The sequence below is a fragment of the Deinococcota bacterium genome, from assembly GCA_030858465.1.
Taxonomy (GTDB): domain Bacteria; phylum Deinococcota; class Deinococci; order Deinococcales; family Trueperaceae; genus JALZLY01.
The window spans coordinates 1-22,991 of record JALZLY010000168.1 but is presented as its reverse complement, the minus strand read 5'-3'; the positions used below and the strand labels follow the sequence as shown (position 1 = coordinate 22,991).

Annotated in this window: 24 protein-coding genes; 18 read left to right on the top strand and 6 right to left on the bottom strand. The window is 67.8% G+C overall.

Annotated features, from left to right (window positions below; translation table 11 throughout):
- Positions 1–81: 81 nt before the first annotated feature.
- Both M3498_08585 and M3498_08580 read right to left on the bottom strand, forming a co-directional pair.
- The gene (locus tag M3498_08585) at positions 82–1,005 is read right to left on the bottom strand and encodes a hypothetical protein (GenBank protein ID MDQ3459336.1); all 924 of its coding nucleotides are present in this window, start codon (positions 1,003–1,005) and stop codon (positions 82–84) included.
- 10 nt (positions 1,006–1,015) lie between these two features.
- Positions 1,016–1,768, bottom strand: a complete 753-nt coding sequence (locus M3498_08580; GenBank protein MDQ3459335.1) for a metallophosphatase family protein — start codon at positions 1,766–1,768, stop codon at positions 1,016–1,018.
- Positions 1,769–1,875: 107 nt separating this feature from the next.
- Here M3498_08580 and M3498_08575 point away from each other — a divergent pair, with 107 nt between their 5' ends.
- Positions 1,876–3,117 (top strand): PEGA domain-containing protein, encoded by a 1,242-nt coding sequence (locus M3498_08575; protein MDQ3459334.1) that lies wholly within the window; start codon positions 1,876–1,878, stop codon positions 3,115–3,117.
- A 117-nt stretch (positions 3,118–3,234) separates the two neighbouring features.
- Here M3498_08575 and M3498_08570 read toward each other — a convergent pair whose 3' ends face one another.
- The gene (locus M3498_08570; GenBank protein MDQ3459333.1) at positions 3,235–4,170 is read right to left on the bottom strand and encodes a response regulator; all 936 of its coding nucleotides are present in this window, start codon (positions 4,168–4,170) and stop codon (positions 3,235–3,237) included.
- A gap of 119 nt (positions 4,171–4,289) precedes the next feature.
- On the opposite strand from M3498_08570, the gene M3498_08565 reads away from it, so the two are divergent.
- The 3 genes from M3498_08565 to M3498_08555 are packed head-to-tail and all read left to right on the top strand — an operon-like array spanning position 4,290 to position 6,165.
- Complete coding sequence (locus M3498_08565) at positions 4,290–4,475, top strand: ribbon-helix-helix domain-containing protein (protein ID MDQ3459332.1); 186 nt, start codon at positions 4,290–4,292, stop codon at positions 4,473–4,475.
- Positions 4,472–4,624 (top strand): hypothetical protein, encoded by a 153-nt coding sequence (locus M3498_08560; GenBank protein ID MDQ3459331.1) that lies wholly within the window; start codon positions 4,472–4,474, stop codon positions 4,622–4,624. The genes M3498_08565 and M3498_08560 overlap by 4 nt, the downstream gene beginning before the upstream one ends.
- Positions 4,625–4,647: 23 nt before the next feature.
- Entirely contained in the window at positions 4,648–6,165 is a 1,518-nt protein-coding gene (locus tag M3498_08555) for a 5'-nucleotidase C-terminal domain-containing protein (protein MDQ3459330.1), read from the top strand.
- A gap of 127 nt (positions 6,166–6,292) precedes the next feature.
- Here the strand turns inward: M3498_08555 and M3498_08550 are convergent, their stop codons facing one another.
- The gene (locus tag M3498_08550; GenBank protein MDQ3459329.1) at positions 6,293–7,012 is read right to left on the bottom strand and encodes a haloacid dehalogenase type II; all 720 of its coding nucleotides are present in this window, start codon (positions 7,010–7,012) and stop codon (positions 6,293–6,295) included.
- A 258-nt stretch (positions 7,013–7,270) separates the two neighbouring features.
- On the opposite strand from M3498_08550, the gene M3498_08545 reads away from it, so the two are divergent.
- The 8 genes from M3498_08545 to M3498_08510 all read left to right on the top strand — a co-directional run bounded on the left by M3498_08545 (position 7,271) and on the right by M3498_08510 (position 13,864).
- Positions 7,271–9,601 (top strand): endonuclease MutS2, encoded by a 2,331-nt coding sequence (locus M3498_08545; protein ID MDQ3459328.1) that lies wholly within the window; start codon positions 7,271–7,273, stop codon positions 9,599–9,601.
- Between the two features lie 87 nt (positions 9,602–9,688).
- The gene (locus tag M3498_08540; GenBank protein ID MDQ3459327.1) at positions 9,689–10,627 is read left to right on the top strand and encodes a metallophosphoesterase; all 939 of its coding nucleotides are present in this window, start codon (positions 9,689–9,691) and stop codon (positions 10,625–10,627) included.
- 13 nt (positions 10,628–10,640) lie between these two features.
- A complete protein-coding gene (locus M3498_08535; GenBank protein ID MDQ3459326.1) occupies positions 10,641–10,871 on the top strand; it encodes a hypothetical protein in 231 nt (76 codons plus the stop codon).
- Positions 10,872–10,891: 20 nt separating this feature from the next.
- On the top strand, positions 10,892–11,287 hold the full coding sequence (locus tag M3498_08530; protein MDQ3459325.1) for a type II toxin-antitoxin system VapC family toxin: 396 nt from the start codon (positions 10,892–10,894) through the stop codon (positions 11,285–11,287).
- A gap of 4 nt (positions 11,288–11,291) precedes the next feature.
- Positions 11,292–11,930 (top strand): HAD-IA family hydrolase, encoded by a 639-nt coding sequence (locus tag M3498_08525; GenBank protein MDQ3459324.1) that lies wholly within the window; start codon positions 11,292–11,294, stop codon positions 11,928–11,930.
- Positions 11,931–11,946: 16 nt separating this feature from the next.
- Positions 11,947–12,576, top strand: a complete 630-nt coding sequence (locus M3498_08520; GenBank protein MDQ3459323.1) for a DUF2270 domain-containing protein — start codon at positions 11,947–11,949, stop codon at positions 12,574–12,576.
- Positions 12,577–12,612: 36 nt separating this feature from the next.
- Positions 12,613–13,332, top strand: a complete 720-nt coding sequence (locus tag M3498_08515; protein MDQ3459322.1) for a TIGR00730 family Rossman fold protein — start codon at positions 12,613–12,615, stop codon at positions 13,330–13,332.
- A gap of 202 nt (positions 13,333–13,534) precedes the next feature.
- On the top strand, positions 13,535–13,864 hold the full coding sequence (locus M3498_08510) for a 4a-hydroxytetrahydrobiopterin dehydratase (protein MDQ3459321.1): 330 nt from the start codon (positions 13,535–13,537) through the stop codon (positions 13,862–13,864).
- Between the two features lie 152 nt (positions 13,865–14,016).
- On the opposite strand, the gene M3498_08505 is transcribed toward M3498_08510, so the two are convergent.
- Complete coding sequence (locus M3498_08505; protein MDQ3459320.1) at positions 14,017–14,829, bottom strand: enoyl-CoA hydratase/isomerase family protein; 813 nt, start codon at positions 14,827–14,829, stop codon at positions 14,017–14,019.
- Between the two features lie 125 nt (positions 14,830–14,954).
- Here M3498_08505 and M3498_08500 point away from each other — a divergent pair, with 125 nt between their 5' ends.
- The 6 genes from M3498_08500 (at position 14,955) to M3498_08475 (ending at position 21,901) form a co-directional block, all read left to right on the top strand.
- Positions 14,955–16,022 carry a [LysW]-lysine hydrolase gene (locus M3498_08500; GenBank protein MDQ3459319.1) on the top strand — a complete coding sequence of 356 codons (1,068 nt, stop codon included), beginning with the start codon at positions 14,955–14,957 and terminating at the stop codon, positions 16,020–16,022.
- Between the two features lie 73 nt (positions 16,023–16,095).
- Positions 16,096–17,646, top strand: coding sequence for an ABC transporter ATP-binding protein (locus tag M3498_08495; GenBank protein MDQ3459318.1), 1,551 nt, complete (start codon positions 16,096–16,098; stop codon positions 17,644–17,646).
- Positions 17,647–17,682: 36 nt separating this feature from the next.
- The gene (locus M3498_08490) at positions 17,683–18,783 is read left to right on the top strand and encodes an ABC transporter permease (protein ID MDQ3459317.1); all 1,101 of its coding nucleotides are present in this window, start codon (positions 17,683–17,685) and stop codon (positions 18,781–18,783) included.
- Entirely contained in the window at positions 18,762–19,691 is a 930-nt protein-coding gene (locus tag M3498_08485; GenBank protein MDQ3459316.1) for an ABC transporter permease, read from the top strand. The genes M3498_08490 and M3498_08485 overlap by 22 nt, the downstream gene beginning before the upstream one ends.
- A gap of 185 nt (positions 19,692–19,876) precedes the next feature.
- Positions 19,877–21,034, top strand: coding sequence for a BMP family ABC transporter substrate-binding protein (locus tag M3498_08480; GenBank protein ID MDQ3459315.1), 1,158 nt, complete (start codon positions 19,877–19,879; stop codon positions 21,032–21,034).
- Between the two features lie 51 nt (positions 21,035–21,085).
- Positions 21,086–21,901 carry an alpha/beta hydrolase gene (locus M3498_08475; protein MDQ3459314.1) on the top strand — a complete coding sequence of 272 codons (816 nt, stop codon included), beginning with the start codon at positions 21,086–21,088 and terminating at the stop codon, positions 21,899–21,901.
- 23 nt (positions 21,902–21,924) lie between these two features.
- On the opposite strand, the gene M3498_08470 is transcribed toward M3498_08475, so the two are convergent.
- The gene (locus M3498_08470) at positions 21,925–22,392 is read right to left on the bottom strand and encodes an RrF2 family transcriptional regulator (protein ID MDQ3459313.1); all 468 of its coding nucleotides are present in this window, start codon (positions 22,390–22,392) and stop codon (positions 21,925–21,927) included.
- Between the last annotated feature and the right edge of the window lie 599 nt (positions 22,393–22,991).

The following is a 22,991-nucleotide window of genomic DNA, read 5'->3' as shown; positions in this document are numbered from 1 at the left end:
CATGTCAGCGGGCATGTCAGCGGGTGCGGAGGGCTGCGGCGGTCAGGCGTCAGGAGCCGGAAAGGCCAGAGCCCCTACCCCTCACTCCCGCCTGGCGAGGTCGCGCAGCTCGAGCGTCAGGACCTGCACCGCCAGGGGCGCCGCCGCGTAGACCTCGAGCGCGCCTTCGCAGCGCTCGACGGCCTCCAGCGCCGCCGCGTAGGCGGCGGGCGGCCAGGTGGCGAGGCGAGCGCGGAGCACCTCCGCTACCGCTTCGCCGCCCGCCGACCAGCGCTTTTCCAGGAGGTCGGCGCCGCCCAGGGCTTCGCCCAAGCCCCCCAGCAGGCTGAGGAGGTAGCTGTCCACGGTCTCCAGCACCCCCCCTTCCTCCGTTTCGGCCCTGCCGATGTCGCCCGGACGGCCGAGGCGGGCGAGCGGGTGGTTGAAGCCGGGCGCCAACAGCGAGAGGTCCAGGGCGCCGAAGCGCACCACGGTGCTGCGCGAGGCGATGGTGGCCAAGACGGCCTGCGGGCTCGGCGCGATGAGGACGATGCGCGCGTACGAGGGCGGCTCCTCCAGGAACTTTAAAAAGGCGTTGGCCGCCCCTTCGCCGAGGGCCTCGGCCTGGTCGATCACCCCGACGCGCGCGCGCGCGCGCGGCCGGGCCTCGAGCCAGGAGCTGAGCGGCTCGGGGTTGCCGCCCTCGCGGGGAACCAGGTCGCCCAGGCGGATCTGCGGGCGGCGGCTGTGCCGGCCGGTCCTGGTGGTCAGCTCGGGGGCGAGCTCGCGGTAGTCGGGGTGGCTGCCTAAGAGCATGGCTCGGCACGAGCCGCAACTCCCGCAGGGCTCGTCCCCGCCCCCAAGCTGGCCGCCCGCCTCGCAGTTGAGCCAGGCGGCGTACCAGCGCGCCGCCAGCCGCCGGCCTACCCGCTCGGGCCCCACGAAGAGCAGGGTCTGGCTCGCCAGGCGCCTCAGCAGCGCCAGCGCCGCGTCGTGGCCCAGCGGCCTCATCCCCAGCGGCCTCATCCCCACATCCCTAGCGCCCCTTCGCCAGGCGCGCCGCCAAGGCCTCGGGATAGCCCTCACGGCGCAGCTCGCGCTGCACGCGGGCGATATCGAAGCGCACCCGGTAGACCTCGAGGGCGCCGTTATCCTCGTCGAAGACGCCGTAGCTCGCCAGCGCCAGACCGTCGCGCGGCTGACCGACCGAGCCGGGGTTGAAGAAGACCTTGACCTCGGGCGGCAGGCGGTAGAGGTTCTCCTCGCGGCGAAAGGGCACGCTGCGCCAGAGCGGGCCCCGCTGCGTCTCGGCGCAGACGAAGGCGGCCGGCACGTGGGTGTGGCCGACGAAGCAGAGCGGGGTGCTCAAGAAGGGCAGGTTGGCCTGCGCCTGGGGCAGCCCCGAGAGGTACTCGAAGGGCTCGCGCAGGGCGCCGTGAGCGGCCTCCCAAGCGTCTCCCTTGACGTGCAGGCTAAACGAGCGGATGTAGTCCAGGCTGGCCTCGGAGAGCTCGCCGAGGTGCCTGGCGACGAGCCTCTCGACCAGGCTCCGGGGTTCGAGGCCGGAGTCGGCGGTGAGGCCCAGGAGGATGGCGTCGTGGTTGCCCAAGATGGCGGCTTCGGGAGCGAGCTCGCGGAGCCGCCGCGTGACCGTCTCGGGCTGGCTGTGGTAACCGACCAGATCGCCCAGGAAGATCACCCGGTCCCAGCGGCGCCGCTCGGCGTGTCCAAGGACCGCCTCCAAGGCGACGGCGTTGGCGTGGATGTCGCTGAGCACGAGGTGGCGCATGGCGTGAGAGTCACCATACCATCTCGGCTTCGTCCGCCGGCTTGCTCGCTGGGCTCCGCCACTTGTGGCGCCTGCTCTTGGCTGCGGCTTTGGGTATACTGGCGGTGATGGCTGGACTAAAGCTGAGGAGACGGGCCGCATTTGCCGCCGTTCTGGTCGCCGTATTGAGCTGGGCGGCCTGGGGCGGGGCGGGCGCGCAAACGGCCGCGCCGCCCCAGGCGCCCGCCGAGACCATCGCTGAAACCACTGCCGAGACCATCGCTGAAACCACCGCCGAGACCATCGCCGAGACTATCGTGGTGCCCGACTTCGGCGGGCGCGGCCAGGTGCCCCAAGAGGTCATCGGCCGCTTCATGCGCGACTTTCGCCGCCAGCTCGAGCAGACGACCGGTTTCGGCGTGAGCCCGGGCGAGCTCGTCTCGCCGGGGTTGGCCGGCAGCCTCGACGCCGGGCTCTTCGCGGCGCTCTTGAGCGACCTCGGCGAGGGCCGCTACGGCGTCACCGGCGAGATCTCCGGGCCCACCGTGCAGCGCGACGGCCGCGAGGGGTACTCGGTCAACTTGCTGATCGTGGACGCGCGGACCGGACATGCCTCGGACCTCTTGAGCCGCGTCTTCCCGGCGGGTCGAACCGCGGAGACGGCGCGGCTCTTAGCCGACGAGGTGCGGCGCTTTGTCGAGCCCGGGGTGGGACTGCCGGCGGGCTCGGCCGAGCTCTACGTCTCGAGCCAACCCGGCGAGGCCGATGTCTACGTGAACGGCACCTATATCGGGCGCACCGGGCCGGCGCTCGAGGTCTTGTCCCTGACGCCGGGGCGCTACGAGCTGGAGTGGCGCAAGGAGGGCTTCTTGCCGTCCTTTGACGTGGTCACCGCCAAGGACGACCGCATCGACTTTGCGCACGCGCTCTTGCAGCCGACCAGCACGGGCGGCGTCCACGTGACCAGCCGGCCCGCCGCCCGCGTCTATGTGGACAACCGCCTTATCGGCACCACGCCGCTGACCGAGCAGGTGAGCCCCGGCCAGCACAGCCTCCGCCTCGAGCGGCCCGGCTTCGAGTCCGAGACGACCCAGGTGACGGTGCAGCGCTCGCGCGTGAGCCGGGTCGAGCGCCAGCTCCGGCCGGTGAGCTCGCCGCTGCTCTTCTGGGAGGCGCCTGAGGGCTACCTCGTCTACGTGAACGGCCTCCCGCGGGCGCGCCCTTTCGTCGCCGACCTGCCCCCCGGCTCCTACCTCGTCGAACTCGTCGCGCCGGGGGAGACGCGGCGCTTCGAGATCTACCTGCCCTCGGTAGGCAGCTTCGAGATCGACTTCACCGCCCAGCGCCTGGTGCCGCTGTATAGGAACTAATGTATAGGAACTAATGTATAAGAACTAGGGGTCGGAATTTCGCCCAGTCATCCGAAGAGCCAGAGCTGAGACAGAATGGAGGCAACCTCTGACTCCTCGCTATTCTGCCCCCTGTCCTCAGGGTCTTTCGAGATAGGCCTCGAGCTGCCTGCGCGCCTCGAACTCGAGGGCTTCGCTGGGAGCGAGCTCGAGGCTCCTCTCCAAGAGGTCCAGATAGAGGCCGTCGTAGTAGCCCCGCTGGCGCTCGGCCCAGGGCGAGTCGAAGCCGGGCAGGAACTCGCCGCCATAGGCCTGAGCCGCTCCCTGCATCGCGCCATAGTCCTCGTTCGCCAGCGCTCCTGCGGCCCGCTGCTCGAAATGAAGCGCGTCCCAGTTCACCTCGCAGTTCAAGACGAGCTCATATTTGCCCTCGTCGCTGGTGATCGTGGCGAAGTCCTGGGTGGCCTTGCGCATGCGCGAGTTGATCACCCTGAAGCTGCCCTCGGCGATGTCCTCCCACCACAGCTCCTTTTTGAGTTCCTCGCGGCGCACCGTGCCGCCCGATGTCAACAGGAACAAGAAGACCTCAGCGGCCTTTTTGGCGCCCCAGCGGACGCGCGTCTCGCCCAGGGAGACCTCGAGGCCGCCCAGGCTGAGGACGTTCAAGACCGCCGCCGTCTCGTCCTGGTTCTGGCGCAGGCTCGCGGCCTTGGCAAGGCGCATGGCGACGGTGTCCAGCAGCTCGCTGGTGCCGAAGGGCTTGGTGAGGTAGTCGTCCGCACCCCGGGCCATGCCCTGGCGAAAGTGCGCCTGGTCGTCCATGGCGGTCAGGTAGACGAAGGGCACGCCGCGCAGGACGCCTACCTTGCGCACCTCCTCGTGAAAGCCGAAGCCGGTCATGCCCGGCATGCTGATGTCGCAGAGGATAAGCTGCGGCACCAGCCCCTCCCGGAGCGCCGCCAGGGCCTCGGCGGGGTGAGCAAAGGCCTTGACGTCGTAGTCGTCTTGCAGGGTCAGCTCGATGAGGCGCAAGATGGAGACTTCGTCATCGAGCGCAAGGATGGTCGCGGGCATGGACCGAGTATAAGACGTCGCCTCACAAACATTGCACCTTTGCAGGCACTTTGCCGCCGTCAGCATTCATCCGGCTACCCTTGACACCGCCTTGCTAGAATGCTAGTATTCTAGCAATCATGTCCGAAGACAAGCAGCAGTTCAACGTCTACTTGCCGCCAAGGCTCATTCGCGAGGTGAAGCACGCCGCCATCGATTCGCGGAAGTCGCTGTCGCTCTTTGTCGAGGAGGCGCTCGAGCGCCATCTGGAGCGGCTCGACGACCAAGAGGACGACCAAGAGGACGACCAAGAGGAGGAAGCGTGATCCTCATGCCGTACGTGCGCGACATGGCGCGCTCGAGCGCCTTGGTCGTCTACCGGGCGAGGCGCAGGAGGGGGTTTACGCGCTGGTTGGGCGTAGCGGGCCTCGAGCCCGGGGGCGTATGGAACGATGACACGGAAGTTGTAGGATGAGGTGTTGAACAAAGGAGGACAAGATGACGCAAGGGCTGCAAAGGTACAGAAGGTTGATCCTGCCGCTGGTCTTGGGCCTGTTCGCGCTCATGGGCCTCGGGCAGGCTCAGGAACTCGTCATTCTCCACGACACCCATTTCCACGGCAAATACGGCGCCGAGGACGAGGCCAACATCGCGCGCTACGCCGCGCTCGTCAAGGAGCTCAAGGAGGGGCGGGACAACGTGCTCTTCGTCGGCAACGGCGACGATCTGGCGCCGTCGCTGCTGGCCAGCGTCTACCGGGGCGAGCACGTGGTAGGCGCCCTCAACGCCATGGGCCTCGACTTCAACACCTACGGCAACCACGAGTTCGACTACGGCCCGGATAGTCTCGTCGCCATGCTCGAGCGCAGCACGTTTAGGTGGGTGAGCGGCAACATCGTCGACAACCGCAGCGGCGACGTCTTCGGCGCCGAGCAGGGCGCGGCGCGCTACCTCGTCCACGAGATGCCCTCGGGCCTCCGGGTGGGCGTCACCGGCTTCGCGCCGCCCGACACCCCCGAGGTCACCACCTTGGGCGCGCACGCCGAGATGGCCGACCTCTTCGAGTCGGCCCGCGAGGTCGTGGCGGGGATGCGCGCGGACGGTGCGCAGGTGGTGCTCGTCCTCTCGCACCTCTGCGCCCCCGACGCCGAGCGCCTCGCCGCCGAGGTGGACGGCATCGACGCCATCGTCGGTGACCACTGCGCAGGCGTGCTCGAGGAGCCCGAGGTGGTGAACGGCACGATCATCTCCCGCGTCGGCGATGAGTTCGACTACCTGGGCGAGCTGACCCTGGTGGTGGCAGGCGAAGAGGTGGTGGATTGGCGTTTCACGCTGCACGAGGTCAGCGCCGACATCGAGCCCGACCCGGAGGTCCTCGCTATCGTCAACTCTTATGAGGAGGAGCTCGACGCCGCCCTCGCCGAGCCGGTGGGGGAGACGACGACGCCACTCGAGGTGCGCCGGGCGGCCGTGCGCAGCGAGGAGACGAACCTCGGCAACTTCGTCGCCGACGTGATGCGCGAGTGGGCGGAGGCGGACATCGGCATGCAGAACGGCGGCTCGATCCGTGCCGACCGCGTCATCGAGCCGGGCCCCCTGACCCTGCGCGACGTGATCGAGACGCTGCCCTTCGAGAACCATGTGGTGAAGCTCGAGGTCACCGGAGAGACCCTGCTCGAGATGCTCGAGCTGAGCGTGAGCAGCGTCGAGGAGGGGCACGGCCGCTTTTTGCAGGTGAGCGGCCTGTCGTTCTCCTACGACCCGGGTGCCGAGCCTGGCAGCCGCGTGCGCGAGGTGCTCGTCGGCGGTGAGCCGCTCGAGCCAGGGGCCAGCTACACGCTGGCAACCAATTCCTTCCTGGCCACGGGCGGCGACGGCTACGAGATGCTCGTCGGCGTGCCGGTGCTGATCGACGAGCACGCCGGGCCCCTGCACGCGGACCTGGTCGAGGAGGCCATCCGCGTAGGCTCTCCAATCGGCCCGGAGCTCGAGGGGCGGATTCGGACGGTCGATTAGCGGCCGCTTGGCTGCGCGGTGGGGTTCGAGCCCCGCCTGCCCTTCCTGCCGTGGCAGCCGTGGCAGTTGTGCCTCGGGTAGCCCGTCAAAAGCAGAGAGGGCTGTCTCCGCTCGAGCTGGCAGCTCGTCACACCCCGAGCTTCGTCGCCAGTTCGCCCAGATCGCGCGCGACGATATCAAAGGCCGGGTCGGGGCTAAGGTCGGGCACCCGCTCCGGGCCGAACTCCAGCGGGCGCGGGATGAACGCTGCCTTTAGACCACAGGCCTGGGCGGCGCGGAGGTCGCTCTGGTGGGCGGCGACCATCATGACCTCGCTCGGCTCGAGCCCCAGGAGATCGGTGGCCATCTGGTAGGTCGCCGGATCCGGCTTGTAACGGCGCGCCAGCTCGGCCGAGAGAATGCAGTCCCAGGCTAGGTCACTGTGCTTGGCCATGTTGACGAGCAGCGCCACGTTGCCGTTGGAGAGTGTGGCGGTGATAAAGCGCTGGCGCAAGCGCCGCAGCCCGGCGACCGAGTCCGGCCATGGCGTGAGCCGGTGCCAGGCGCGGTTCAAGTGATCCTTTTGCGCTTCGGATAGACCGGTGAGCTCGAACTCGCGCAGCAGCTCGTCGAGGATCGTCCGGTGCAAGCGGTCGATGGTCGTCCAGGGCAGCTCGCCGCGCTGAACCCGGTCCATGGCCGGCCGGTAGCCGTCCCGCCAGGCATCGGCAAAGCGCGCGCAGTCCATAGCCTGACCGGTGGCGGCGGCGAGTTCTTCGCACTCGCCGATGATCGATGTCCGCCAGTCCACGACGGTGCCGAACACGTCGAAGGTGAGCGCTTTTACAGAAGCCAAATCATGCGTCATGCCAGCCTCCATGTCTTTGCAGTTCAACCATCATAGCGCGCGACCCTGTAAGAAGCTCGGGGTGAGCAAAAGCGCGAGGTAGATCTCCAATCCGCTGTCATAGGACGGGGCCGGTCTGGGCGCCTCGGCCGGCGTGAACCCGCCGCGGACGGCGTCCGTGGCTACAGGGTCCGTGGCTTCAAGATTCGTGGCAGGGGCTATGGCCCGAGTAGCTTCCTCCCCTTCGTTGTTGCCAGAGAGCGCGTATACTGTGCCCTTGTGAAGGTCAGCGAGACGACGCTAAACAAGCTCGACTTCGCCCGCGTCCGTAGCGCCCTGGCCGAGCGGGCGGGCAGCCGCTTGGGCGTGGAGCGGGCCGAAGCGCTGCGGCCCCTCGGCGACCGCTTCGCGGCCGAATTGGCCTGGCAGCGCGTGGCCGAGGCCCGCTATGGCCCCGAGCTGGCCCTGGGCGGGGTACACGACATCCGCCCGCTGGTTAGCCGCGTCAGGGACGGCTCGATGCTGGACGGCCGGGAGATCCTGGAGATCGCCTACACCATGGACGCCGCCGGCACCATCAAGCGCTCGATCCTGGCCGCGGAGCGCCCGGCGCTCTCGGCGCTCGCCAGCAGGATGAGCTCCTTCGACGGCGCGCTCCGGCTCGTGCGCGAGCAGCTCGACACCGACGGCAACGTGCGCGACGACGCCACGCCCAAGCTGCGCGACATCAGGCGGCGTCTGAACCCCTTGCGTGGGCGCATCCGCGAGCGGCTGACCGAGCTCTTGGCGCGCTACGCCGACGCCGTCCAGGATCCGATTATTACCCTGAGGCGCGACCGCTACGTGATCCCCATCAAGGCCAGCAGCCAGTCGAAGGTGCCGGGCATCGTTTTGGACAGCTCGGACTCGGGCGCGACGGTCTTCATGGAGCCGCAGGCGGTGGTGCCCATGAACAACGAGCTGGCGATTTTGGAGCTCGAGGAGCGTGACGAGGTGCGGCGCATCCTCATCGCCCTGGCTCAGCGCCTGGCCTTCGAGCCGGGGCTCGAGGAGACGCTCATGGTCCTGGGCGAGCTCGACCTGGTGGCGGCGAGCGCTCGGCTGGCGCGCGACTGGGAGCTGGCCGAGCCCGCCATCAACGACCGGGGGCGGCTCCGGCTCGTCGGCGCTCGCCATCCGCTCATTGCCGGCTGCGTGCCCAACACCTTCGAACTGGACGAGGACAAGCGCCTGCTCATCGTGACGGGGCCGAACATGGGCGGCAAGACGGTGTCCCTAAAGACGCTCGGCCTGGCCGTCATCATGGCCCACAGCGGGCTCTTCGTGGCGGCCAGCAGCGAGACGCCGCCGACCCTGCCCGAGTGCGCGGCGCTCCTCAGCGACATCGGCGACGAGCAGAGTATCGAGGCCAGCCTGTCGACCTACGCCGGGCACCTTCAAAACCTCAAGGCCATCGTCGAGCAGGCCGACCCCACGGTGTTGGTGCTCATCGACGAATTGGGTTCGGGCACCGACCCGGCCGAGGGCGCGGCCTTGTCGCAGGCGGTCTTGGAACGGCTCCTGGCGAGTGGCGCGAGGGGCCTCATCACCACCCACCTGTCGCCCCTCAAGGTCTTCGCCTCAGAGACGCCGGGGGTGGTCAACGCCTCGATGAGCTTCGACGTGGAGGCGCTGCGCCCGCGCTTCGAGCTGGTGGTCGGCCAGCCGGGCCGCTCTTACGCTCTCGCCATCGCCGAGCGGCTGGGCTTGCCCGCCGACCTCCTCGGCCGCGCCGCCGAGCTGCTGGGCGAGGAGGGAGCCGAACTCGAGTCGCTCCTCGTCACCTTGGAGCGCGAGCGCGAGGCGCTTGGCCGCGAGCGGGACGAGGCCCAGGCCGCCCGGGCCCAGGCCGTCAGGGAAGCCGAGCTCCTGCGCGCCCAGATCGACACCTTGCGGGGCCGCGAGGAGGAGGTCCTCGCCGCCGCCGCCAGCCGTGCCGAGGAGATGCTGCAGGAGACCCTGGAGCGCGCCAAACAGCTGAGGCGCACCGCCACCAGCGACCCGGAGGGGCGCTCGCAGGCTTTGGGCGACCTCATGCGCCTGCGTCAGGACGTGAGGGCCAAGGCCCCCAAGCCCAAGCCGGCGACCAAGGCGGTCTTGGGACCGGGCACGGTGGTGCGGGTCGAGTCCTATGGCGCCCAGGGTCCCATCACCGAGTTGCGCGGCGACGAGGTGGTGGTGCAGCTCGGCCTCTTAAAGGTCACCGTGCCGCGGCGCGAGGTGAGGCTTGTAAAGGACCCTGAGCCTGCGGTCACGTCCGGAGCCTACGCTAGAGGCGGCGCTGCCCAAAGCAGGAGCGTCACCTTTGCCGCGCCGGTGCGCTTCGAGACTGAACTCAACGTGCGCGGGGAGCGGGTGGAGGCGGCGCTCGAGAGGATACGCGACTTCATCCAGGAGGCCCACGCCGTCAAGGCCGGCCCGGTGCGCATCCTCCACGGCAAGGGCACGGGCGCCCTGCGCGACGCGGTCAGAAATTACTTAAAGACCGAAAGGCTCGTCGAGAGATTCGAGGACGCGGTGCCCTTTGAAGGCGGCCACGGCGTCACGGTCGCCTACTTGCGTCCGTCCTAGCGGTCGCTCCTGGCTGGAGTCCCGGCACAAGGGCGTGCGGTCGCTGACCGACAACCTGTCCTCTGCGCTGATGCGTTATGCTCGGCTATGGCGCTCACGCTCCTCCTCGCCTTCCTCGCGCTGATTCTGGCCCTCGTCCTTTGGGCTGTGGCCATCGAACCCTACCGCCTCACCGAGACGCGGCACGAGGTGGCGCTGCCCGGCCTGCCGCCCGCCTGGGAGGGCAAGACGGTCGCCCTCCTGGCCGACTTTCAGGTGGGCATGGTCCTGCACAACCTGGATACCATCCGGCGCGCGGTAAAGCGGGTGGTGGACCTTCGCCCGGCCGCCGTGCTCATCGCGGGCGACTTTATCCACCAGCCGCCGGAGAACTTAGAGGGCAGCCTCGAGAGGGTCATTGGCTTGCTCAAACCGCTCTTGGACGCGCGGCTGCCCGTTTACGGCGTGCTCGGCAACCACGACTACGGCGTCGGCGTCAGCCAGGAGGAGGGCGAAGGCTACGCCGCGCGGGTGGAGGAGGCGCTAGAGGCCGCCGGCATCCCCATCTTGCAAAACGAGGCGGTCAGGCTCGAGCTCCCCGGCCATAGCGGCAACGCCCTCTACCTCGTCGGCATCGGCGAGCACGAGTTCGGCCACGACGACCCCGAGAGGGCCTTGGCCGGGCTTCCGGAGGACGCGGCGCGGCTGGTGATGATGCACAACCCAAAGACCTTCAAGGAGGTCCCCGCCCGCGCCGCGCCGCTCGCCGTCGCCGGCCACACCCACGGCGGCCAGGTGCGCTTGCCCTTTCTGGGCGACCGCTACTGGCTGGTTCCCAGGGGCAGTAGCGAGACCAACCTCTCGGGCTGGGTCGATAGGCAGGGCGAGGGCGACTACGGCCACAGCGGCAACCGCCTCTACATCACCCGGGGCATCGGCTTCAGCGTGGTGCCGATGCGCCTCTTCAGCCCGCCCGAGCTGACGCTGTTCACGCTCAGAAGGGACGGTTCGGCCAGCCGAGCAAGTGGGCATGCCGTTCACATGTGATAATGTTTAGAGCATGAGCAAGATGATCCAGATTCACAACGTGCCCGACGACTTGCACCGCAAGCTCAAGGTGCGCGCCGCCGAGCTGGGCATGACGCTTTCGGATTATCTCCTGGACGAGGCGGGAAAGGCGGCTGAAAGGCCCACGATGGCGGAGATGCTCGAGCGACTGCGTCGCCTACCTCCTGTAGAACTAGACGAAGATCCGGCGACCGTCATTCGCCGACACCGGGACGCCGAGTGAGCGCCCACATATTCGTCTAGGTGCTCGTCCTCGACGCCTCGGCCGCCGTTGCTACCGTCATCAACCAGCAACCCGAGGCTCCGCAACTCCTGTGGCGCCTCGCGCGGGCGGATAGTCTGCACGCGCCGCAGCTTCTGGACCTCGAGGTGCTCCAGGTTTTGCGCCGCTACACGCTTCAGGGAAAGCTCGCTGAGAAGGCGGCACAAAGAGCGCTCGAGCTGTTGGCCGACCTCCGGGTCAGCCGCTACGCTCACCTGCCGCTGTTAGGGAGAATTTGGGAATTGCGCGCCAATGTGACAGCCTACGACGCGGCCTATATCGCCCTCGCCGAAGCGTTGGGCGCGCCGCTGCTCACCTTGGACGCGCGGCTGGCGCGCGCGCCGGGCCACCGCGCCCGGGTCGAGGTGATAGGCTAGGCGGGTGACCCTGCCCCCGACCATCGTCTTCGACCTGGACGGCACCCTGGTCGACTCGCTAGAGGACATCGTCCTCAGCTTCCAGCACAGCTTCACGGTCTACAGCCTACCCGTGCCCGAGGCGCGTGCGATCAAAGATGAGATCGGCAAGCCCCTGGAGGATATGTTCGCGGTCTTTGCGCCCGCGCATGTCGAGGCGCTCAGCCGGGCCTACCGGAGCCACTACCCCGAGCACTTCACCGACCACTCGAGCCTCTATCCGGGCGTGCGCGAGCTCCTGAAGGAGCTCAGGCGGCGCGGCTACCGCAGCGCCGTCGCCACCACCAAGCGCAGCGACATGGCCCGGCTGCTGGCAGCGGCGGTAGGGCTCGACAAGCTCGTGGACCACCTTCAGGGCACCGACGACATCCCCCACAAGCCCGCGCCGGACGTGGTCTACCAGGCCGTCGCCGGGGCGGGCGGCGAGGGCCTGTGGATGGTCGGCGACACGGTGATGGACATCTTGGCGGGCAAGGCCGCCGGGCTCAGGACCTACGCCGTCACCTGGGGCACGCACGACGAGGTACTGCTAAAGTCGGCGCGGCCGGATATCCTGGCGCCCGATCTAGGCCGCCTCCTGGAGTCGCTGCCGCCTCTGGACTAGGCTAGACTGGAGGCGGATGCCCCGGTTCGACAGCAACTTCGACAGCAATGTGGCCAACAGCCTCATCCACCTCTACCGGGCCGAGGTGGGGCGGATGGTCATGTACCGCATCCGCTTGGACACCACCACCAACTGGTCCATCGTCACTACCGCCGGGGTGACCACCTTCGCCCTGGGCAACCCCGAGGTGTCGCACGCCGTCTTTCTCTTCGCGATGGTCCTCATCTACGCCTTTTTGCATATCGAGTCGCGGCGCTTTCGGGTCTATGAGATGTCGCACTACCGGGTGCGGCTGCTCGAGCGCTCCTTCTACCAAGAGATCCTGGACGCCGACGCCACGCCCAAGTGGCAAGAGCGCCTCTTGATGGACCTGAACCAGCCCAAGACGCCCATCAGCCGGCTCGACTCGCTCGGCTGGCGGCTCAGGCGCAACTACTTGTGGATCTACGGCGCGCTCATCCTGGCCTGGGCCTTCAAGCTCGACTTCATCGGCGGCAAGGCCGAGAGCTTCACCGAGTTCGTGAGTCGCGCCGGCGTCGGCCCCCTGCCGGGCTGGCTGACGGTCATGATCGTGCTGGCCTTTTACACTCTGGTCTTGGTTCTGGCCGTCTACGCCAGCCGCGACTACCGGCTCGAGAGCGATTAGCAGGGTTGCCGAGGGAGCGCCCTGCTATACTGTCGCATGAACAATCCGGAAAAACAGTACGTGATCGACATGCTGGCCGAGGACTCCTGGCGGCTGTTTAGGATCATGGGCGAGTTCGTGCAGGGCTTCGAGGAGATGAGTGAGGTGCGGCGCGCCGTCACCCTCTTCGGCTCGGCACGCTTGCCCCAGACCAACCCCTACTACGAGATGGCCGAAAGGCTGGCGCGCGACCTCGTCGGCTCGGGCTACGCGGTCATCACCGGCGGCGGCCCCAGCCTCATGGAGGCCGGCAACAAGGGCGCCTTCGAGGCGGGCGGTGTGAGCGTCGGCCTCAACATCGACCTGCCCCACGAGCAGTCGCCAAACTCCTACCAGACGCACGAGCTCAGCTTCCGCTACTTTTTCGTGCGCAAGGTGATGTTTGTGAAGTACTGCGTGGCCTTCGTGATCTTTCCGGGCGGCTTCGGCACTTTGGACGAGCTCTTCGAGGCGCTCACCATGATCCAGACCAAGAAGATCCTGCCCTTTCCCGTCTACTTAATCGGCTCCGAGTTCTGGCAGGGCATGCTCGACTGGCTCAAGCACACCCTGGTCGCGCAGGGCACCATCGCCGAGGCCGACCTCGGCCTCTTCAAGGTGGTGGACGACGTCAGCGCCATTCCGAGCGAGATCAGCGCCTATTACCAGGACGCCGACCACGGCGGCTTCAAGGTGCCGCAGCAGGACCCGGAGGCGAGCGCCAAGTCGGGAATGTGAAGGCGGGGGTGCGGGTGCCGCGGCCGGAGCCCGAACCCACCCTCAAAGCCGCGGCGCGGGCCCGTCCTGACGACAAGAGAAGGGCCTGAACGTCGTGACCATGCGGGCGTTCGGCTGCGGCGCTACGGGACGCTCGAGCACTGCGAATTGCTCCGCTAGCACAAGAGGCCGCTCCTGCGCATAATGGTCTAAGGAGGCAAGCATGAGCGATTTAGCTGCAAAAGACTGCGTGCCCTGCAAGGGCGGCGTGCCGCCGCTGAAGGGCGAGGGGCTGCGGACGTTTCAAGAGGAACTGGGCGGCGATTGGCGGGTGGTCGACGAGCACCACCTCGAGAAGACCTACTCCTTCAAGAACTTCCGCGAGGCGCTCGATTTTACGAGCCGCGTCGGCGAGATGGCCGAGGAGCAGGGCCACCACCCTGACCTCTACCTGGCCTGGGGCAAGGTGAAGCTGACGGTGTGGACGCACAAGGTGGGCGGCCTGACCGAGAGCGACTTCGTCTTCGCGGCCAAGGCCGACAGGCTGGTCTAGGCTGGGCAAGCAGAGGATGGCTGGCGGGAAGAGGCGCGGTTCGGGCCGTCACAGGGGCACCTCGCAGGTGGGATATGGGCCGGTGGAGTTTGGCTGAATTATAGACCCTTGGGAGCTTGGGTTGAGGACATACGTCCTGTTGGAGCGGCCTGTTAGAGCGGCGCCTTTTTGAAGTTCGGCGGGCGCTTTTCGCGCAGTGAGGCGAGGCCCTCCTGAACGTCGGGGCCCGCGAAGCCCAGGAACTCCAAGGCCAGCGAGGTGTCGAAGGTCGGCCCCGCCAGCCTCAGCCAGTTGTTCAGCGCGACCTTCGTCCAGCGGATGGCGGTCGGCGAGCCCGCGGCGAGACGCTTGGCGACCTCGAGGGCCTTGGCCATAAGTTCCTCGTCCTCGACGCAGAGCGAGACCAGGCCGATGCGCTCGGCCTCCTCGCCGGAGAGGGGCTCGCATAAGAGCAGGTGGTACTTGGCCTTGGCCAGGCCGCAGAGCAGCGGCCAGACCATCGCCGCGTGGTCGCCCGCCGCCACGCCCAGGCGGGTGTGCCCGTCGATGATGCGCGCCGACTTCGCGGCAATGGAGATGTCGGCCAAGAGCCCCGCCACCAGGCCCGCGCCCACCGCCGGCCCGTGCATCGCCGAGACGACGGGCTTCGAAAGGTTGACGAGGTTGTAGACGAGGTCCCTCGCCTCCTTCCAGACGCGGGTGAGGGTGTCATAGTCGCGGGTCATCTCCGAAACCAGGTCCAGGTCGCCGCCGGCCGAAAAACCCTTGCCCGCGCCGCGCAGGATGACGGCGGCGACCTCTTCGTCGCGGTCGATGTCGCGCCAGACCTCGGCGAGCTCGCGGTGCATGGTGTGGTCGGCGGCGTTGAGCCTGCCCGGCCGGTTCATGACCACCTCGAGGACGCCCTCGGCAGGCGAGGCGAACTTCAGGCTCCTGTACTGCGCGTAGCGTTCGAGTTGTGCCATGCCCCAGTCTAAGCTTTAGACTGGGCAAAAGCCGTGGTGTGGGCGCGGGAGCGCGGTAGACGGGTTCCCGGCCCCGCTGGGTCGGACTGGTCCTCAGCCGCACAGGCGGCGGGGTAGACTCGTGCATGATCGACGTAGCCGAACTCCTCGAGCGGGCCGTGCGCCTCTCCAGCCCTTCGGGAGAGGAGGCCGAGGTGGCGCGCTACCTCGTCTCGCGGATGGCGAGCTTTGCCGACCGCGCCTTTGTCGACGAGGCGGGCAACGCGGTGGCGCAGCTCGGCAGCGGCGAGCGGCACCTCGTCTTCCTGGGCCACATCGACACCGCGCCTGGGGAGGTTCCCGTTCGGATCACGGACGGCAAGCTCTATGGGCGGGGGACGGTGGACGCCAAGGGGCCGTTTTGCGCGGCCGTCGCGGCGGCCTCGAGGCTGGCTCCTGAGGTTCTGGGCCACCTCCGGCTCACGCTCATCGGCGCGGTCGAGGAGGAGGCGCCCTCGAGCAGGGGCGCGCGCTACGCCGTAACGGCGTATGACCGGCCGGACCTGATAATCATCGGCGAGCCGAGCGGCTGGGACGCCATGACGCTGGGCTACAAGGGCAGGCTGGTGCTCTCTCTGGGGCTCGAGAAGGACAATTTTCATAGCGCCGGCGACGAGGCGACGGCGGCCGAGGTCATCGCCGAGGGCTGGCAGAGGGTGCGCGACTGGGTGGGCTGGACGAACCAGAAACGCGGCGAAGAGGGCCTCTTTGAGCGCGTGCAGGTGTCGCTCCAGAGCATCGAGAGCGCAAACGACGGCCTGACACAGCGTGCCGCGGCGGTGATCGGCTTTCGCCTGCCGCCGGGGCTGCCGCCCGGTAGCGTAGAGGCAAGCTTGCGAGGGATGCTTGAAGAAAAGGAGGGCAACCTGAAGCTCGCTTTCTCCGGTCACGAGCGGGCCTACCGCGGTGCCAAGGACACGCTTCTGACGCGCGCGTTTCGCCTCGCTATCCGTGAGCTGGGCGGAACGCCGCGCTTCAAAGTGAAAACTGGCACCTCGGACATGAACGTGGTGGCGCCCTACTGGGACGTGCCGATGCTGGCCTATGGGCCGGGCGACTCGAGTCTCGACCACCGCCCCGACGAGCACGTGGCGCTCAGGGACTATCGGAAAGCCATCGAGCTGCTGACCCGGGTATTCAGCGGGCTGGGGTAAGCGCTCGAGGCCACTGGTCGCTTCTAGACCCCACTGGTCCTTCTAGACCCCACCCCTGGGCTATACTCGAGCCATGCCCCGCGTTGCCACCTCCTTGCCAGAGCTTCAGCGCGGGGTTCAGCCCTTTCTCTCCGTCCATGACGTCACCAAGCGCTTTCCCGGTGTGATCGCCAATGACCGCGTCAACTTCTCGGTGCGCTCCGGCGAGGTGCACGCCCTGCTGGGCGAAAACGGCGCGGGCAAGACGACCCTGATCAGCATGCTCTACGGTCTCTATCCGCCCGACGAGGGCGAGCTCAGGGTGCAGGGGCGGCCGGTACGCATGGGCTCGCCGGGTGACGCGATCAAGGCGGGCGTCGGCCTCGTCGCGCAGCACTTTCTCTTGGTCAGGCGGCACAGCGTGGCGGAGAATCTGGCCCTGGGGCTGCCGGGTACGCCCTTCTTTAGGCCGGCGAGGGGGCTCAAGGCGCGCATCCTTGAGCTCGGCCGGCGCTACGGCTTGGCTGTCGATCCGGACGCGCAAGTAGGCCAGCTCTCGCCGGGCGAGCAGCAGCGCGTCGAGATCCTAAAGGCGCTCATGCGCGGCGCCAAGCTGCTGATCCTCGACGAGCCTACGGGCGTCCTGACGCCGCAGGAGGCCGAGCGGCTCTTCGAGGTCTTGGAGGCGATGAAGCGCGAGGGGCACGCGGTGGTCTTCATCACCCACAAGCTGGACGAGGTGATGGCGGTGGCCGACCGGGTCACCGTCTTGCGCAAGGGCGCGGTGGTGGGGCAGATGGCTACGGCCGAGACGACGACGGCCGAGCTCGCCCGCATGATGGTCGGCCGCGAGGTGATTTTCGCGCCGCTGCGGGCGACGCGGGAGCCGGGTGAGGTGGTGCTCACGGCCAAGGACCTCCACGCCAGAGGCGACCGCGGCATGCCGGCACTGAAGGGCGTCTCCTTCAGCCTGCGCGCCGGTGAGATGCTCGGTGTGGCGGGAGTGGCGGGCAACGGCCAGCGCGAGCTCATCGAGGTCCTGACCGGGCTCAGGCGGCTCGAGCGGGGTACGCTCACGCTGGGCGAGCAGGACATGAGCAGATTGGACGCGCGCGGGCTCTTCGAGGCCGGCGTCGCCCACATCCCCGAGGAGCGCCTGGGTGTGGGCGTGGTGCCCGGCCTGAGCGTGGCCGACAACCTCGCCCTGCGCCACTATCGCTATCCGCCCTTCTCGAGGGGGCCGATCTTGGACGGCGGCGCGGTGAGGCGCTTCGCCGAGCGCGCGATAAGGGACTACGAGATCGCCACGCCTTCGCCGCGGACGCCCGCGCGGCTCCTGTCGGGCGGCAACGTCCAGAAGCTCATCTTGGCTCGAGAGCTGTCCGGCGAGCCGCGGCTCGTCGTCGCGGCGCACCCGACCTACGGGCTCGACGTGGGGGCGTCGGAGCTCACCCACAGGCTGCTCGCGGCGCAGCGCGAGCGAGGTGCCGGGCTGCTGCTGGTCTCCGAAGACCTGGACGAGATCCTGCGCCTCTGCGACCGGATCATGGTGCTCTTCGCAGGCGAGAGCATGGGTATCGTCTCGGCCGAAGCGGCCGACCGCGAGAGGCTCGGCTTGATGATGGCCGGGGCGGCACGAGCGTGAGCTGTGAAGTATGAGCTGTGATGTGAGCCGCGGGTCGTGAGGTACAGGCTCGAGCCCCGGGGTCACGCCTCGTCGCCCCTCGTCATCGCCGTCTCGCTGGGCGCCATCGTGGCGGCGCTCGTGGTCACCGGCTTCATCTTTATGGGCTTTGGCCACAACCCCTTGGCGGCCTATGGGCTGCTCATCGAGGCGACGCTGTCGGACCGCCGCGGCGTCTCCGAGGTGCTCCGCAAGACCGTGCCGCTGCTGCTCTGCGGGGTCGGTCTGGTCCTGGCCTTTCGGATGCGCTTCTGGAACATCGGCGCCGAGGGGCAGATCCTGGCCGGGGCCGTCGGCGCGGCGGCGGTGGCGCTCTTTTCGCCCGTCTCCGGCCCGCTGACCCTGCCGGCGATGTTCGTCGCCGGTTTCCTGGCGGGCGCCGCCTGGGGCTTTTTGCCCGCGCTCTTAAAGGCCGGCTTGGGCGTGAACGAAATAATCACCACCCTGATGATGAACTACATCGCCTTCTACCTCGTGCAGTACCTCATCCTGGGGCCGTGGCGGGGCCAGGCGGTGCGGGGCTTCGCCTACACCGACCGCTTTCCGCCCGACGCGGTCCTGCCCCTGCTGGCGGGCACGCGCCTGGCCTGGCCGATGCTCTTCGTCGCGGTTGTCCTGGTGCTCTTGATCAGCCTCTTGCTCGCCCGGACGCGGCTCGGCTTCGAGATCCGGGTGATCGGCCAGAGCCGGGCGGCGGCCAGCTACGCGGGCATGGGCTTTACCAGGGTGACGCTGCTGGTGATCATGATCTCGGCGGGGGCGGCGGGGCTGGCCGGCGTGGGCGAGGTCGCGGGCGTCCACTACCGCCTCTTGGACCCCGGCCAGATCTCGCTCGGCTACGGCTACACCGCCATCATCGTGGCGCTGTTGGCGCGGGGCAACCCGCTGGCGACCCTGCTCACCGCCACCTTCTTGGGCCTCGTCTTCGCGATGGGCGACGTGATGCGCGTGGTCCTGGGGCTGCCCTTCCAGATGACCGGGGTGATCAGCGGCCTGGTGCTCTTTTTCATGATCGCCGCCGAGCCGCTGATCCGCTACCGGCTGCGCCGGGTCGGCGTGGCGAAAGGAGGTGCCGGGTGGAGCTCGAGAGCTGGCTGATTAGCGCGACCGCGCGCTCGCTCGCCTTTGCCACGCCGCTCCTCTTCGCGGCGCTCGGGGAGATCATCGCCGAGCGCGCGGGCGTGGTCAACCTGGGCGTCGAGGGCATGATGATCGTGGGCGCCCTGGCCGGCTTCGTCGCCGCGCAAGCGAGCGGCAATCCGCTCGTCGGTGTGTTCGTGGCGGCCCTGGCGGCTGGGCTGGCCGCGCTTCTTCACGCCTTCTTGGCGGTCACCGTGCGCGCCGACCAGTACGTCTCGGGCCTGGCGCTCACCATCTTCGGCCTGGGACTCACCGGGGTCCTCGGCCGGCCCTGGCAGGGGCAGCCGCTTACGAACCCGTTTCGCACCGTGACCGTGCCGCTGCTGGCCGACCTGCCCTTCGTCGGCCCGGCCTTTTTTCAGGGTCAGCACCTGCTCACCTACCTGGCCATCCTCACCGCCCTCGCGCTCTGGTTCCTGCTCTTCTACAGCCGTCTGGGCATCAGCGTCCGCTCGGTGGGCGAGTCGCCGGCGGCGGCGGACGCGCTCGGCGTCGACGTCTACCTTATCCGCTACGGCTGTGTCGTCTTCGGTGGGATGATGGCCGGGGTGGGCGGAAGCTACCTCTCGCTCGCCTACCGCCCCTCGTGGTCGGAGGGGATGACGGCGGGCATGGGCTGGATCGCCCTGGCCATCGCCATCTTCGCCGCCTGGAACCCGCTCAGGGCGCTCTGGGGGGCCTTTCTTTTCGGGGCCTGCTTTCATCTCGCCTTTCGCCTGCAGGGAGTCCTCCCCGCCGAGTTCCTGCGGCTCCTTCCCTACGTGGCGACTATCGTCACCTTGACGCTCGCCTCCTTGACGCGCAGTGGGCGGCGCCAGGGCGCGCCGGAGGCACTCGGCAGCCCCTACCTGCGGGGCGAGCGCTAGAGCCGTGCGGACAGCCGTTTGTGACCTTTTTGCCATCTCTATAAAGACCATCTCTATAAAGACCATCTCTATGAAGATGAAGACCATCTCCGGACGGGCGGAAGGACTAGGCAAGCCTCGAGCCCAACTGGAATAATGGGGTCAGCCGGCAGTTTGCCCTGACACGGCGTTTCTAGGAGGTTGGCATGAACAGGCTCACGACACTGGCAGTCCTCGTCTTGCTCGTCTGCGGGGTCGCTCTAGCGCAGCTCGAGAACATGCGCGCGGGCTTTATCTATGTAGGACCCGTCGGCGACTTCGGCTGGACCTACTCGCACGACCAGGGCCGGCAGGCGGTCGACGAGCGCTTCGACTGGCTCGAGACCGTCTTCGTGGAGTCGGTCGCCGAAGGGGACACCGAGACCTTCATCGACCAGCTCGTGAGGCAGGGCGCCAACGTCATCTTCACCACCTCCTTCGGCTTTGGCGAGGGCACCCTGGCCGCCGCCCAGCGCTACCCCGAGGTGATCTTCGCTCACGCTACCGGCTTTCAGCGCGCGCCCAACGTGATGACCTACATCGCCGAGTTCTACCAGCTCTACTACTTGAACGGCCTCATGGCCGGGGCGCTCACCGAGTCGAACAAAGTAGGCTACGTCGCGGCTTTTCCCATTCCCGAGGTCAAGCGCCACATCAACGCCTTCGCCCTCGGGGTGCGCGAGACCAACCCCGAGGCCGTGGTCGAGGTGCGCTGGCTCTACAACTGGTTCGACCCCGCAGGCGCGGCCGAGGCCACCCAGGCGCTCATCGCCGAGGGCGCCGACGTCTTCGCCTTTTCCGAGGACACCCCCACGGTGATCCAGACCGCCGCCGAGCGCGGCTTGCCCAGCTTCGCCCACTACTCGGCGATGTACGACTTCGCGCCCGACCACGTCGTCTCCGGGCAGCTCGCCAACTGGGAGGCAATCTACGCGGATTTTCTCGAGGGGGTTCACAGCGGCGAGTACACCGCCGAGACCTTGGAAGACGTCGACTACTGGTGGCTCCTGGCCGAGGGCGCCGTCGAACTCGGCGCCAGAGGGGGCATGCCCATCAACCCGGCCTTTGAAGAGCCTCTGCGGGCGGTGACGGTAGACGACCCCGAACTGGGCGAGGTGTCCGTCTACGACCTGGTGATGGCCCGCCACGAGGCGATGAGCGAGGGCGGACCGGAGGCCTTTGACCCCTTTACCGGTCCGGTTATGGACCGCCGCGGCAACGTGGTGGTCGCGGCGGGCGTGACGCCCGGCCAAGAGGAGCTCGAGACGCTCGAGTGGGCCGCCGAAGGCGTCTCGCCGACGAGCCCCTGGGACAACGAGCCTTAGGCTTTGCCAGTGACGACAGAGGGCGGGCCTAGGGCCGCCCTCAGAGCTTAGATGAGAGAACGCCTCGGAAGGCTGGACAGCAGGTGGACCCGGGTCGGCGGCTTGCCGATGCACGCACGAGTTTCCCTTGATGCGCTTCCTGGAGTCAAACCGGTCATCGTCTTGGTCCACGGCCTGGTCATCTCCAGTCTCTATATGGTGCCGACCGCTCGGCGGCTCGCGCCCTTTTATTCCGTGCTGTCGCCTGACTTGCCGGGCTTCGGCAAGAGCGGCAAGCCCCGGCGGGTGCTGACGGTGCCCGAACTGGCCGACGCGCTCGCCGCCTGGATGGACGCTGTCGGTCTGGGCCGCGCTGTGTTCGTCGGCAACTCGCTCGGCTGCCAAGTGCTGGTGGACCTGGCCGTGCGCTATCCGGCCCGGGTCGAGCGCATGGTCTTGGCCGGACCGACCATGGACCCGGCGGCGCGTAATGCGCCGGAGCAGATCGGGCGCTGGCTGCTCGATTGGCCGCTCGAGCGTCCTTCGCTGGCCTTCGCTCACCTGCGCGACTACCGCGAGGCGGGCCTGCGCCGGGCCTGGCGCACCCTCATGCACGCCTTGGACGACCCCATCGCGGAGAAACTTCCTTTCGTCAGAGCTCCGACGCTGGTGGTGCGCGGCTCGAGGGACGTCATCGTGCCGCAGGGCTGGACCGAGGAGGCCGTCCGGCTCCTTCCTCGGGGGCGGCTGGCCGTCATCCCGGGAGGGCCCCACGTGGTCAACTACACCACCCCGCGCCCCTTCGCCCGCATCATTCGCAGCTTTGTAGAGGGCGCTACCTGGCTGGCGAGGCGACCACCCCCGCCGGGCTCGAGGGCGTCTCCTTGACTTGCCGAACCCCGTTCATGCGTTCAGGCGTTGGGCCTCAAGAGGTGGTGTAGGCAAGGCTCGTAGGTGACGCCCTGCCTGAAGTCGGTCGCCAAGTCTTCGACCGTGACCTCGGCCAGGGCTGCCAGAAGCGCGTCGCGCACCCGCCGCCAGACGTGGCTGCGGGCGTGGCAACGGTCTTCTTCTAGGCAGGGCTGGTGCCAGTTGAGCGAGATGCAAGAAAGCGGCGCCACCGGGCCGTCGACGGCCCGGACCACCTCGCAGAGCGTGATTAGATGGGGCTTGCGGGCCAGCGCGTAGCCGCCGCCCGTACCCTTTTTGGAGCGAATGACGCCCTTGCTCGACAGGAGAGCGAGGATTCTGACGAGGTAGGGCCGGGCGACGCCGGTGGCCTCGCTGATGTCGTCGCTGCCCACCCAGTGGTCGAGCGCTTGCGTGCCCAGGTATCCCAGCGCCTGGAAGGCATAGATATCCGTGGAGGAAAGCCGCATACCCCTCCAGCATAGCAAAGCGCCCCGCTGCTTTTGGAAAAGCCCGAGCGCTAGTCGAGCTCGCCGACCTCGAGCATGTCTTGTAGAGACTCCTCGCACAGCCTCCGCGCCCTCGAGCAGAGGCAAGCGCCAAGCCGTCGAGCAGCGCCAATTTAGGAGAGCAGCGGCCACAAGTAGTCCCTCTCACGGTGGTTCTCTTTCCAAGGTGGGAGGTCGGCAGCTTTCCCTGCCGGCCCTTTCCGCAGGCTCGACCACGCTCTGCGGCGGGCGCGTGAGCGCGTGGCTTCGCCCATGACACGCCTCAGGCGGCGCAGGCTCGGGCCAGCCTGACTATAGCCTATCCCAAACCTGTAGCCTATCTCGAAGCTTGTCTCGAGCCTCGTAAAATTTCCGGCCTCCCGGGCTTGACATAGCGAGCCCTGGTTGTGTATTATAGGTCTTGCGCTTGCAAGAGGTCCTATTGGGCCGAAAGAGCGCAGGAACCATGAAAATCCAGTTATAGACAGAAACCTGTTGATTCCACAACAAGAAGTGAAGGTTTAATAGGAGCCACAAGTCCTATTGATGAGTCTTAGGGCTCTAATTTGGAGAGTTTGATC

Coding starts and splice junctions, on each gene's coding strand:
- M3498_08520 (MDQ3459323.1), top strand. CDS start 11,947: ATGCCCCGGTTCGACAGCAACTTCGACAGCAATGTGGCCAACAGCCTC.
- M3498_08585 (MDQ3459336.1), bottom strand. CDS start 1,005: ATGAGGCCGCTGGGGATGAGGCCGCTGGGCCACGACGCGGCGCTGGCG.
- M3498_08570 (MDQ3459333.1), bottom strand. CDS start 4,170: ATGCCCGCGACCATCCTTGCGCTCGATGACGAAGTCTCCATCTTGCGC.
- M3498_08555 (MDQ3459330.1), top strand. CDS start 4,648: ATGACGCAAGGGCTGCAAAGGTACAGAAGGTTGATCCTGCCGCTGGTC.
- M3498_08565 (MDQ3459332.1), top strand. CDS start 4,290: ATGTCCGAAGACAAGCAGCAGTTCAACGTCTACTTGCCGCCAAGGCTC.
- M3498_08500 (MDQ3459319.1), top strand. CDS start 14,955: ATGATCGACGTAGCCGAACTCCTCGAGCGGGCCGTGCGCCTCTCCAGC.
- M3498_08540 (MDQ3459327.1), top strand. CDS start 9,689: ATGGCGCTCACGCTCCTCCTCGCCTTCCTCGCGCTGATTCTGGCCCTC.
- M3498_08510 (MDQ3459321.1), top strand. CDS start 13,535: ATGAGCGATTTAGCTGCAAAAGACTGCGTGCCCTGCAAGGGCGGCGTG.
- M3498_08550 (MDQ3459329.1), bottom strand. CDS start 7,012: ATGACGCATGATTTGGCTTCTGTAAAAGCGCTCACCTTCGACGTGTTC.
- M3498_08505 (MDQ3459320.1), bottom strand. CDS start 14,829: ATGGCACAACTCGAACGCTACGCGCAGTACAGGAGCCTGAAGTTCGCC.
- M3498_08580 (MDQ3459335.1), bottom strand. CDS start 1,768: ATGCGCCACCTCGTGCTCAGCGACATCCACGCCAACGCCGTCGCCTTG.
- M3498_08480 (MDQ3459315.1), top strand. CDS start 19,877: ATGAACAGGCTCACGACACTGGCAGTCCTCGTCTTGCTCGTCTGCGGG.
- M3498_08535 (MDQ3459326.1), top strand. CDS start 10,641: ATGAGCAAGATGATCCAGATTCACAACGTGCCCGACGACTTGCACCGC.
- M3498_08475 (MDQ3459314.1), top strand. CDS start 21,086: ATGAGAGAACGCCTCGGAAGGCTGGACAGCAGGTGGACCCGGGTCGGC.
- M3498_08575 (MDQ3459334.1), top strand. CDS start 1,876: ATGGCTGGACTAAAGCTGAGGAGACGGGCCGCATTTGCCGCCGTTCTG.
- M3498_08515 (MDQ3459322.1), top strand. CDS start 12,613: ATGAACAATCCGGAAAAACAGTACGTGATCGACATGCTGGCCGAGGAC.
- M3498_08470 (MDQ3459313.1), bottom strand. CDS start 22,392: ATGCGGCTTTCCTCCACGGATATCTATGCCTTCCAGGCGCTGGGATAC.
- M3498_08495 (MDQ3459318.1), top strand. CDS start 16,096: ATGCCCCGCGTTGCCACCTCCTTGCCAGAGCTTCAGCGCGGGGTTCAG.